The sequence below is a fragment of the Salirhabdus sp. Marseille-P4669 genome (genome assembly GCF_900240405.1).
Taxonomy (GTDB): Bacteria; Bacillota; Bacilli; order Bacillales; family Alkalibacillaceae; genus OEQK01.
Window position 1 is genome coordinate 1 of the sequence record NZ_OEQK01000011.1, and the last position, 12,266, is coordinate 12,266.

Annotated in this window: 12 protein-coding genes; all 12 read right to left on the minus strand. The window is 36.1% G+C overall.

The genetic code is table 11. The features are described from left to right. Positions 1 to 299: 299 nt before the first annotated feature. The gene (locus C1A05_RS17095; protein ID WP_102029452.1) at positions 300 to 704 is read right to left on the minus strand and encodes a S1 domain-containing RNA-binding protein; all 405 of its coding nucleotides are present in this window, start codon (positions 702 to 704) and stop codon (positions 300 to 302) included. A 73-nt stretch (positions 705 to 777) separates the two neighbouring features. Then, positions 778 to 1,158, minus strand: a complete 381-nt coding sequence (locus C1A05_RS17100; RefSeq protein WP_102029453.1) for an FtsB family cell division protein — start codon at positions 1,156 to 1,158, stop codon at positions 778 to 780. A gap of 83 nt (positions 1,159 to 1,241) precedes the next feature. Beyond that, a complete protein-coding gene (gene yabQ / locus C1A05_RS17105; RefSeq protein WP_102029454.1) occupies positions 1,242 to 1,841 on the minus strand; it encodes a spore cortex biosynthesis protein YabQ in 600 nt (199 codons plus the stop codon). Further along, a complete protein-coding gene (gene yabP / locus C1A05_RS17110; protein ID WP_102029455.1) occupies positions 1,838 to 2,140 on the minus strand; it encodes a sporulation protein YabP in 303 nt (100 codons plus the stop codon). Before yabP ends, yabQ begins: the two co-directional genes overlap by 4 nt. 112 nt (positions 2,141 to 2,252) lie before the next feature. Further along, positions 2,253 to 2,519 carry an RNA-binding S4 domain-containing protein gene (locus C1A05_RS17115; RefSeq protein WP_102029456.1) on the minus strand — a complete coding sequence of 89 codons (267 nt, stop codon included), beginning with the start codon at positions 2,517 to 2,519 and terminating at the stop codon, positions 2,253 to 2,255. A 3-nt stretch (positions 2,520 to 2,522) separates the two neighbouring features. After that, the gene (mazG, locus tag C1A05_RS17120; RefSeq protein WP_102029457.1) at positions 2,523 to 4,001 is read right to left on the minus strand and encodes a nucleoside triphosphate pyrophosphohydrolase; all 1,479 of its coding nucleotides are present in this window, start codon (positions 3,999 to 4,001) and stop codon (positions 2,523 to 2,525) included. A gap of 17 nt (positions 4,002 to 4,018) precedes the next feature. Then, positions 4,019 to 5,566 carry a putative polysaccharide biosynthesis protein gene (locus C1A05_RS17125; protein ID WP_102029458.1) on the minus strand — a complete coding sequence of 516 codons (1,548 nt, stop codon included), beginning with the start codon at positions 5,564 to 5,566 and terminating at the stop codon, positions 4,019 to 4,021. A 160-nt stretch (positions 5,567 to 5,726) separates the two neighbouring features. Further along, positions 5,727 to 6,890, minus strand: coding sequence for a mannitol-1-phosphate 5-dehydrogenase (locus tag C1A05_RS17130; protein WP_102029459.1), 1,164 nt, complete (start codon positions 6,888 to 6,890; stop codon positions 5,727 to 5,729). After that, complete coding sequence (locus tag C1A05_RS17135; RefSeq protein ID WP_102029460.1) at positions 6,891 to 7,325, minus strand: PTS sugar transporter subunit IIA; 435 nt, start codon at positions 7,323 to 7,325, stop codon at positions 6,891 to 6,893. It abuts the gene before it with no gap. Between the two features lie 14 nt (positions 7,326 to 7,339). Continuing rightward, the gene (locus C1A05_RS17140; RefSeq protein ID WP_159462108.1) at positions 7,340 to 9,457 is read right to left on the minus strand and encodes a BglG family transcription antiterminator; all 2,118 of its coding nucleotides are present in this window, start codon (positions 9,455 to 9,457) and stop codon (positions 7,340 to 7,342) included. Positions 9,458 to 9,891: 434 nt separating this feature from the next. Next, on the minus strand, positions 9,892 to 11,301 hold the full coding sequence (locus tag C1A05_RS17145) for a PTS mannitol transporter subunit IICB (RefSeq protein WP_102029462.1): 1,410 nt from the start codon (positions 11,299 to 11,301) through the stop codon (positions 9,892 to 9,894). 347 nt (positions 11,302 to 11,648) lie between these two features. Next, positions 11,649 to 12,182 (minus strand): stage V sporulation protein T, encoded by a 534-nt coding sequence (gene spoVT / locus C1A05_RS17150; RefSeq protein ID WP_102029463.1) that lies wholly within the window; start codon positions 12,180 to 12,182, stop codon positions 11,649 to 11,651. Positions 12,183 to 12,266: the final 84 nt, after the last annotated feature.

A 12,266-nucleotide genomic window follows, 5' to 3' on the forward strand; every position in this document is an offset into this window, starting at 1 on the left:
AACCAAACGAAGGTTATTAAAAGAAATGCATTTGGGTTTAAACGATTTGATCGATTCAGATTAAAGGTGTTATTACACCATCAATATAAAAATATAGATGTTCGGGTCGCATAAATTAGGAGTGAGCTAAATGCTCACCCCAACATTTGACTTAGAACCCTCTTTTTAGTGCACTGAATGAACGAAACAAGAAATCTAGTATCTAGCTAGTATTTCTTTACATAAACAAAACCTGCCGACCAATTAGTCAACAGGTTTGATTATACAGCACGGATATATACGATTAAATAGACAACAAGTTACCCTTTTCTAGCACCACGACCGCCACGTTTTGATTCTGTATGTTTCTTTAAAGATGCTAAACGATCTTCGCTATCTTTTAAGAAGCGGTTCATTTTTGCTTCAAATGATTCACTGCGTCTTCTAGGATTGCCTCCACCACCACTGTTCTGGTTTTTGCTGGCGCCGGCACTCTCTTTGGCTTTTTTAATGGAAAGACCGATTTTACCTTCTTTTACATTAATGACTTTAACTTCTACTTCGTCTCCAACTTTTAAATGTTCATTAATATCCTTAACATACTTATCTGCAACCTCACTAATATGAACAAGGCCAGTAGAACCTTCAGGAAGCTCTACAAACGCTCCAAAATTAGTGATGCCTGTTACCTTTCCATGCAACTTGCTGCCTACTTCAACTGACATAAAAAAAATGCTCCTCCTTAAGATTTAAATAAAGTCTTATTAACTATATTATATATAAGCCTTCAAAAACGTGTCAATAAGATGACTCATCCTCGGGTATTTTAAAGATTATTTCTCCTTCTTTTGTTAAGAAATAATCTTTTCTGGCTATTTGCAACACATAATCAGTATCTTTTAATAACTTTATTTCTTCTTGTAAATTTTTTTCTTCTGCTTGTAGTGTATCCATATTTTGCTGCAATTGTTCATACTCTTTTAATTTATTTTCATATGTACTCCGCTGATTCATATGATAGGTAATTAGAGATCCAAATAAACAAACAACCAAAACAACAAAAAGAGATAATCGACGATATAGACGTTTCTTTCTTTTCTTTATTCTTTCTTGATGTGCATCATAATTTCTAGTATAAGCAGAATCTAGCTTTGTTACTCTATTGTTTTTTACAGCCATCGGTTTCGATTACCTCCTTTTTGTTAGATACGAACATTCCAAGCTTATCGAACACGTTCGTTTTTTATTTTTGGCACAGCTTATCATTTATCGCTTGCAAAAATACGTTTCCACCATTTGTTTATTGTATTCTTTATTTTACTATAAAATCGCCCAAAAGGAAGTATATATTTTTTTGTATTCTTAGGTAAACGCTTTTGAATGAGACCCCAAATAAATAGTATTGGTCTTCTAAATAGTTTCCAAGGTAGAATCAAAATCCAAATAACCACTGACCAGAAGATGGTTAAGACATACGTGGCAACCTGAAATATCCATTTAACTGGCGCAACAATTAAACGGTTTACTAATCTTCTTAGAAATTGAGTCAAGGTTACAATCCACTGAATTATATATTCTAAACTTTTCAAATACCATACCCGTAAAATGGATTGATAAAACACATAACCTAATAAAATAGCTAACCAAATATACAACCGGAGCTCACCATGGTTTATTAAAAATAGAATATAAAAGAGAATCAAACCTTGTAAAATCCAGAATAGAATTTCATTGGCATACAAAAAGAAACCAGACCGCTTTTTCCTACGATGAATTCTGTTAAAGGTATCGACAGCAACTCCAATATAAACACCACAAAGGAACATTGTGATCATTGTCGTAAACTGTAGTGTTAGACTCATTTAAACAGCTTGCTAAAGAATCCTTTAGCTTTCTCTCCTTGGTTTTGGTCAATATAAGAGAGTTCATAAATACGCCCTTTGATGGATACGAGTCCCTCTTCCACATCAAGATTTTTCATATGTAAATTCTCACCGCGAATAACTAAGTAGCCCATAGATGTTTGAAGTAAAAATTCCTCGTTATCAAAACTGTCGACTTCCTTAACACCTGTAATATCAATTTCTTTTCTATTAACTATCTTAATTTGATGTTCTCGCTGTTCCCTTTGAGATGGGTAAAAATTATTATCATAATTCATAGACCTTGTCCCTCCTTATCATTAAAAATCTATGATAAGTTGGACAAGACTAGAACTGAAAAATAATATTTTTACAACAAAAAGCATGAACACCAAATCGCTTTCTTCTAATTTATTGTTCTTGGTTTACCGCTTCTTCTTTAACGATAGAATATAGTGTTGCTGCCTCTTCTTTTTTCACATTTTCTCTTAACGCAACTACCTCCACGGTTAATCGTTTTTGGCCAAAACGAATCGTCATTTCATCCCCAACGGCTACTTTCGTTGCTGCTTTTGCTGGATTACCATTTATTAATATCCTTCCTTGATCTGCAACTTCTTTTGCTAACGTTCTTCTTTTTATTAATCTTGAAATTTTCAAAAACTTGTCTAGTCGCATGTTTTATCCTCTTTTCTCTTCTAATTTCTTAGCTTCTGACCACAACTTGTCCATTTGTTGCAAAGACATATCATTTAACTGCAAGCCTTGTTGCTTTGCCGTCTTTTCCATATATTGAAATCTAGCTTTAAATTTCCTATTCGTTTGGAATAACGCCATTTCAGGATGAATCTTGTAATATCTAGCAATATTTACAATAGCAAATAAAATATCGCCTAGTTCTGCTTCTGCCTCGTTTGCTTTGTTATTCTGGATAGCCTCTTTAAATTCCTGCATTTCTTCGTGAACTTTCTCCCACATTGGGCTTACGTCTTCCCAATCAAAGCCTACTTTAGCCGCCTTCTTTTGAAGCTCATAGGCGTACATTAAATTAGGCAATGATTTTTCAATACCATCTAATTGAGAATGTTCCGCATCTTGGTTTCCTTTTTCCTCTTGTTTAATGCTCGCCCACTGTTTGGATAATTCTGCTTCTGTTTGAACCGTTGTATCCCCAAATACATGAGGGTGCCTTCTAATCATTTTATCGGTAATATGCTTGATTACATCATCTACAGTAAAATAACCTGCTTCTTCTCCTATTTGACTATGTAGCATAATTTGAAGTAGAACATCCCCTAATTCATCTGCTAACAGCTCATCATTTTCGTCGTCTATCGCCTCTATTACCTCATATGCTTCCTCAATTAAGTAAGGCTTTAAGGTTTTATGTGTTTGCTTTTGATCCCAAGGACAGCCACCTGGACCTCGTAAAGTAGCTATTACTTCTCTTAGTCGGTTGAATTGATGATTTAATAGCTCCTTGTTTACCGGAGGAACATACACACTCATTAAATTACTAATCTTCACCTTCCGATCCAGTTCATATAAAGCTACCTTCTCTATCCGTTCTTGATCTGTTCCCGCGGCATCCACAATTGTAATTTCATAATCAAAGGGTAAATCCTCTAATAACGCGAGTTTTACTTCAGATGCAATCCTTTCATCATATACTTGAGAAAAAATAATGTGCTGACTATATTGCAAATCAAAACGGCTAAAGGAAGAGGCATCTACAAACTGAAATCCTTCAATTGGATCCACCTTTAATGCTTGAAACAAACTATCTAAGTAGCTTTGACCACCACTCATGTTAATTTGTAAATCGGAATCCTTCTCCTCCAATTGTAATAAGAGTTTAACTGTACGCTCTGCTAGCATTGGATGCCCTGGTACAGCATATACAATAGGTGAATTAGCTGCTGCTTCGATTAAAAATGACACAATTTCCTCATATACATCTTCGAACTGTTCATGCTTTTCGTAAAAAGAATCGAATGATTGAAATACAACACCATCTTGCTTGAGTTCCTCTAACACCGGGTGATCTGCAGTTCGCACATACAATGCATCTTGATTGGATGTTAATAAGCGATACACTCCAAGTGGAATTTGCTCGATTGTTCCCGCTCCTAATCCGATGACCGTTATTTTTTTTACCACGTATTAAACCTCCTAAATTACAATTTAAAAAGCGTTATTAGCTTATCTCCAAAAGGTAATGCCTCTATTTCTGACTTTGTAAAACCCCTTAATTTCATGAAAATAAAAATAAATACAATTGCTCCAATCATACTAGATCCTATAGCAACAATAAAATGGCTCCATCTACCGTCTAATGTAAACCATTCGGAATAGCCTATTTTTATTAGGATTACCGTCACAGTCATTGCCAAACTTGCGATAAGTAGTGGTTTAAAGACTATTACTTTTGTGTAACGGACTGGAACATGACGACGCAAAACAAAAGCAAAGGACAGCACTAAGAACAAACCACCTAAAACGGAAGATAATGCACTACCAACAATCCCTAAGAATGGTACAAGGATGAGATTGAAAACATACTTTAACATGAGCGTTATTCCAAATAATAGTGCTTGTCTTTTCATAAAGCCGTAGCTCTGCAAAAAGGTTGATAGTGTTAATGTAATCGACATCACTACAATCATAATCATAAAAATGCTTAATGCCTCTATGCCGAAAGAGGTTTTGAAGAACGCAATATTTAACGATGGAAGAATTAAAATCAACCCAAGTGTAGAAGCAATGGAAATAACAAAAGTTAGCTTCAATATTCGGTGAATGGATTGCAGTTGTTTTTCCTTTTTCCATATATGCATGGAAGGAATAAGAGCTAATGCAATGGACGAACCAAAGACGATACCTAATTGAACAAAAGGCTGACCTCTATCAAATATTCCCTTCGCAAGCTTTGCCTCCTCCAGTGTTAATCCAGATTCCAAGAGGCCTGGTATCATGGTTAGATTATCAACCAACTGGATAAAAATTAACATCAAATAGTTTAAGCTAACAATGATTCCGGAAGTAAGGAGTGCCTTTCCCATCGCTTTAGTAGAAGTAGTTTTACTCGAGAACTCAAGCTTGCCCCTATACCGAAATGCATACAATAGTAGCGTTATAAGACCGATTGATACAGCTATTGTGGAGGCAAGCACAGCTCCATTACCAACTTCATATAAACTTTTTCCTTGATCCAAAAAGTAGTATGTGAAATAGAGAATGAAAAATACTCGGACTAGCTGTTCAACCGATTGAGAAACAGCTGACGGTTTCATATTATGATTACCTTGAAATCCACCTCTTAAAATAGAGGTAAACGGAATAATGATATATAGAATAGAAGCATAGCGAATAGGTGTTGCTAAATTCGGATCCCCCATCCACTCAGCTAGCCTAGTGGATCCAAAATAAAGAAAGCAAAAAAGGACGAGATTAAAGAAAACGAGTAAACCAAGCATTGGCAGATGGATCGTGACTCTGTTGCCTCTATTCTTGTCTGTTAATACCTTTGATATTGCAGCTGGATAACCATACAACGAAAGCATCCAAGCAATCATTAGAAAGGGATAAATTTGTTGATAAATATAAATTCCTTCATCCCCAGCCATATTTTGTAGAGGGACACGGTAGCCTGCACTAAGGACTTTACTAAACAGACCTGCTGCAGTTAATACAAGTGCCCCCTTTAGAAATTGTTTATCATTCATTTGTTGTACGTCCTTTTAACGAATATCATCCATAATAGTTTCTTTATTGTAGCATAAGAAAAGTACATGTGCCTCAGTCAGCTAGGTGCTCTAAAAACTTGATTCTTTTTATTCCTAATAAAAAATGCCTCCCCTTATTTATAAGAGAAGGCACCTTTATTTACTTATGCTGTAATTTTTTTAACTCATCCATTTGGTCCATCACAATTTTTATTAACGGATGACCAGGCTCTAAACCTGAAACGGATTGCAACGTTTCTTCATAACCATTTTCTTTAATCTGTTGTTGAAGGCGAACCGCTTCTTCATCCTGATCATTTTCATATAAAAGGGCTGCAGCAATCGTTTTTGCTAAGTAAACAGGATCTTCCTGTATCTTCTCCAAATAAAGGGTTGCCGGTCGTATAAGTCGATCATTTGCTCCTAGTTTTCGAATAGGTCCTCGACCAACCCTTGTCACCTCATCCGAAATATAAGGATTCACAAAACGAGCTAAAATCTTTTGGATATATTTTTCATGCTCTTCTTGATCAAATTGATACATGTTCACTAATACAGCCCCAGACTCCCTTAAAACTCCTTGAGCTATTTGAAAAATTTCATCTGTATCCATTGCTTCTTTTATAGAAGGATATCCTAAATAATGTCCAACATAAGCCGCTACCGCATGTCCTGTATTTACAGTAAACAATTTACGCTCAATATATGGCTTTAAATCTTTTACATAGGTAACACCATCTACTGGTGGATTTTCCCCTTTAACACTAGTCTCTTCAATCACCCACTCATAGTAAGGCTCTACAGAAACAGTTAATTTATCTTCATTTGTTTGATTCGGCACTATTCGATCTACTGCTGAATCAGGAAATCCGTAAAGGTTCTCAAACTTCTCTTGTACCTCTGTAGATACATGCCCGAAGATTTTTTCCTTTAACAACGAAGACCCACCAATCATATTTTCACATGCAATAATATTTAATGGGGCATTTGTTTGTTCCGCTCTTTTTTGTAAACCCTTGGCAATAAGCTCAGAAATGATTGGAAGAATATTTGGTCCAACAGCTGTTGTAACTATATTCGCCTTGGTAATTGCGTCGATGACCTTCTCCGGATCCTTTATGCTATTTATTCCTGACACATTTTGAACAACGAGCTCCTCTTTATTTTCAGAGGCTAAGATTACCTTATAGGATTGCTTTTCATTAATGGCATCGATAATTTCGCTGTTCACATCTACAAATACAGTTTCAAATCCTGATTGATAGAGAAGGGCACCAATAAATCCCCTCCCAATATTTCCCGCTCCAAAGTGTACGGCAAGCATTTAGTTCACCTCTTCAAAAAGCTTTAGAATTTCTTCTTCTGATGTTGCATTTACCATTTTTTCAATGTTTTCTTCCTCAGAGCATACGATTGCAATATTTGATAAAAGCTCTAAATGCTCATTCCCTTTACCAGCAATACCAATTAGAATCTTTACTGTATTTCCATTAAAATCTACACCATTTGGTACCGTAACGAAAGAAAGGCCTGTGTTCTTTACGGCGCTCTTCGCATCTTCTGTACCATGAGGAATGGCTACTTGGTTCCCAATATAAGTAGAAGTTACTTCCTCACGCTCAAGCATTTTTTCAACATAGGAAGCATCTACATAACCATTGTTAACAAGTATGTTCCCTGCATATCTAATTGCTTCTTCTTTTGTAGACAGGTCTGCACCTAAAACGATATTTTCTTTCGCTAAAATTTGTTTTGACATGATACACTCATCTCCTAAGAAGTAAATTTTTCACTTAACCATTGATACAGATTGGTAGAAACAAACGAAGCAATGGCATAGTCGTTTTTGGACTGAAATACTTTCATACTTTCTTCATCTTGAATAATTAAGCTACTAATATGACTTAATAGTTCAAGTGTTGCCTCATCCGTGTCCTTTGGAGCTAGCATTAATAAGATTGTATCCACATTCACTGACTCGCCATCCATGCCTTTAATCGATTCCGTATTTGGTAAGACGTGAACAGTAAAGGTAGGAGCCTTTATGTTTGGACTGCGTGTATGATATAAGGCAAGAGATGTTCCTGGAATGGCTATACCACCAATCTCTGCTCTCTCAATTAAATCATGTAGCACTTCTTTATAATGCCCCAGCCATTGTCTCTTCTCCATATTTACACAGATCTTTGTTAAAGCACCTTTAATATCTAGATCATCCTTTATTTTTTCAACAAAAAATCGTTGAAGTAGCCCTATTAACAAGGTGGAGTATTGGTGAATTTGTTCTACACGGTTAAGTACATCTCTTTTATCTTTCACCTTTTGCTTTGGTTTTAATTGTTTGGTTGGCTCCTTAGTTCGATACGTAATTTTCAGCTTCTTCACATAGCTCTCTACGCTTTGTAGTTCCTTTTTCGTTAAAATGGGAGAGGCTAATATGTATTTACCTTCTAAGTTTTGCAATGGAACCGTCGAGACAATTAAATCATATGTAGATAAATCCATGCTTTCTAATTCAAATAAGGAGCGATTGTCTACCTCTTTGACTTCTGGTATATGCTGCACAATTCGAGAAGCAAGCATTTTAGATGTCCCAATTCCACTTGAACAAACAACAAGTGCGCGTAAGGAAACGTCTCCCTCTGCATGTAATAATGCGGATGCGAAATGCAAAACCAGATAGCCAATTTCCTCTTTCGGAAAATTGATATTCGGAAATACTTCATCCACCCCCTCCTCGAGGATGGAAAATAACGGACGATAATCTTCTTCTATCTCGTGTAAAAGAGGATTTTTAATATTCATTCCTTGATTTAAGCGAAAAATAGTTGGCTTTAAATGGGCAACTAAATCAATTAACAGCTTGGATTGATCTAATAAATTTGCATTCACCCGCCCGCTCACAAATTGAATTAACTCTTTTGCTCTATAGGCTAAGTCTAGTGTTGTTTCTTCCACTACATAATCATTATCATAACGTAGCTTTGCACCTAATAAATGCATCGTAATATAACCAATTTCATCCGCTGGTATATCCATTTCAAATGCTTGCTCTAATTTTGAAATCAACTTTTCTGCAATTTTATACTCCTCTGAATCCTTAATCTCCTGCAAATGATTCGGGTCAAAATGGATATTGCCACCTTGATGGAGTCGTTCTATGGCAAGTGCTAAATGAACGACTAATCCAATATAGGAGCTATCTGCAAGCTCATATGGTAATTCGTCCTTTAAGGAGTCTACACTTTTTTCAATAACCAAAAGCTTTCCTTTATCCACTAATCCGAGCAGTCGGTTCGAAACACTATCTAAATGCTTTTGCGTTTTTTTCTCAATGTTTTCCCTTAGAAGAGAGAGGAGATCGAATTCGTCCACATATTTAGAAATCAAATAACTTAATGCAGACCTTTTATCCTCTTCCTTTCCTTCTACCTTTACACCGAAACCTCTTTTTCGAATTAATTGTAAATGGTGTCGTTCAAATGTAGAAGTTAGTACATCCAAGTCATTACTAATCGTTGCATTGGTTACAAATAGTTCATCCGCTAATGTGAAAAGCTTTATCGGTTCATTGGCTTGTAGTAGACTAGCAAAAATTATGGCTTGGCGTTCTTCAGGTGTATAATTTGTTGGATTACTATTTAAAAGGACAAGCTTAAGCTTTTCCCTCTCTTCCTCATTACCCTCTATGTGTATCCCTACGCCTGACTTTTTATTCAATGCCAAATTATAGTGAGACAAGATGTTCTCTACATTTTTTAAATCACGGTGTATCGTTCTCGTACTAACATCAAGCTTCATAGCCAGTTCTTTTATCGAAACATCTCCTTGTTGGGATAAAAGTATTTCGATAAGCTTCCGGTCCCTTCCAAGAATATACAGAACGTTCACCAACTTTCACATTAGATTAGACAACATTTTATATATATAACCTTATATATTTATTGTATGTTGATAAAAGCTAAATTACAAAAGCTATTTAATACATTTTATTCCAAAGAGATGCTGACAAAATTTAATAACTGGGCACTCCTTTATATTATACCCGTTTGAAAGGTACTCCTTCCAAAAGATTGAAATGATACAAAATAAAAGGGACATTCTATTAACTATGAGTGATAATTCAACGTTGCAGAAGAGAGATAGAAGTAGAATCGGGCACATAGAGGCTGTCTATGTAACCGTATAAAGGATAACCGATAAAATTCGGGCACATAGAGGCTGTCCATAAGTCCAACACGGCTTAGTAAAACTGGATTCTCAGAATAATAAGCAATGCAAAAACTCCTCAGCAATGCATCGCTGACTGCTGAGGAGTTGATTTATTAGCCTTTTAATCGATTCACTAATTCTTCATACTTTGGACTGTTTAAGAAGTTTTCTACAGAAATGTGCTCCGCATTCGGAACCTTCGTTTTCGCACGTTCGGTTAAATCTTTATGTGTAATAACAATATCTGCATCATCTGGCAATTGGTTAATTGCTGTATTGGATACATCAATGTCAATACCTGCATCCTTAAATTTCTTTCGTAGTAAGGAAGCACCCATTGCGCTTGAGCCCATTCCTGCGTCACAGGCAAAAATCACTTTGTTTACGTCTGTTGCTTCAAGTGTTGTTCCTTCTTCACTTGCTTTAAATTGATCCGCTACAGAGCTTTTCTTACCCTTTAATTCCTGCATTTTATTAGCGGCACCGGATAGATCTCCTTCTTCTGCATTACTCGTTTTCAGGATGAGGGATGCAATTAAGAAGGATACCAATGTCGCAACAACTACCCCTAAAATAACTCCTGTAAAATTACCTTTTGGCGTCATTGCCAAGTATGAAATAATACTACCTGGTGATGGTGCTCCAGAAAGCCCTACATCAAATAGCGTGAATGTGAATACACCACTTACACCACCGCCGATAACGGCTAATAGAAGAGCTGGCTTCATTAATACATATGGGAAGTAAATTTCGTGAATCCCACCAAAGAAGTGAATGATAGATGCTCCAGAAGCAGAACTTCTTGCTGCACCTTTACCAAAAATGATAAATGCAAGTAAAACGCCTAATCCAGGTCCTGGATTTGATTCTAACATGAATAGAATGGACTTCCCTACTTCAGATGATTCTTCCATTCCTAATGGTGTTAAAATTCCATGATTAATTGCATTGTTTAAAAATAAAATTTTTGCTGGTTCAATGATGATATTTGCTAGCGGAAGCAATCCAGCATTCACAATGAAGTCAACACCAGATGCTAAAACATCACTAAATGCTGTAACAATCGGGCCAATAATTTTATAAGCAATACCTGCTAATATTGCACCCAAAATTCCAGCTGAAAAGTTATTGTATAACATTTCAAAGCCTGAACGAACTCTATGAAGCAATACATCGTCTAACTTCTTAATTAAATATCCACCTAAAGGTCCCATTGCCATTGCACCAATGAACATTGGAATGTCAGTTCCAACGATAACCCCCATTGTTGCTATAGCACCTACTACCGCACCCTTTGTTTTATAAACAAGGTTACCACCAGTGTACCCGATTAAAAGTGGTAATAAATATTTAATCATTGGGTCAACTAATGTCGCTAAATCCTCATTCGGAATCCAACCTGTTTCTATAAATAATGCTGTAATAAGTCCCCAAGCAATAAACGCTGCTATAATTGGCATGATCATACTGCTTAAGAAACTACCAAAGCGCTGTACTTTTGCACGTAATCCATTTTTTTCCATACAGATTCTCCTCTCAAATTTTTAAAATAAGAATAAACGGGATTATTTCATACTTTAAGATTAAAGCGTTTTCAATGTTTATTCAATTTAATCTAAAGCTATTTTTGTCATTTCATATGTTGACATCATTTGATAACCGCATTTGTTATTTCTTAAGTATCAACACAAAGTCAATGTCTATTACGAATAATAGTAGTGATCCCAAAGCAAAAGTGAAGTATCGTGATGCGCTAGGTGCTGGACTTGAACGTGACCATTCCAACAAGTCAGCTTTTCCATAATTTTTACAAATTGTAATTTCCTAAACTAAAAAAACTGCCCCACTCCACAAGTGGGACAGCCTTCTCTTAATCCATCTGTCGTGCTAGAAATCCAGCAGCTGTTTCGGCTGCTTTTTGTTCTGCTTCACCTAATTCTTGGTCCTTTGAATACATAACTACACATCCAACTGGGTCGCCATTTGCTACAATTGGTGCGAATACATAGGAGGAAGCCGTTTCCTCTTGACCATCTACAAATTCGATTGCCTTTTCGCTCTTTTCTAGAATTACACTTCGGTCTTCCATCGTTTTTTCTATTTGGGAACCTATTTTTTTGTTTAAGTATTCTTTTTTCGAGCCACCAGATACTGCGATAAACTCATCGCGATCCGATATTAATACCGTATGTCCTAAGGTATCAAATAATGCTTCTGCATACTCTTTAGCAAAATCACCTAACTCATTTATTGGGGAGTATTTCTTAAGAATGACTTCCCCTTCTCGATCAACGAAAATTTCTAGAGGATCGCCTTCTCGAATACGCAACGTTCTTCTAATCTCTTTTGGTACCACAACTCTGCCCAAATCATCGATGCGACGAACTATTCCTGTTGCTTTCATTATCCAATCCTCGCTTTCTGTGATGAAAATACATTGGCTTAATAGCGTTACCCTCGTAATGTTATTATTCGACAAGTTATGCAA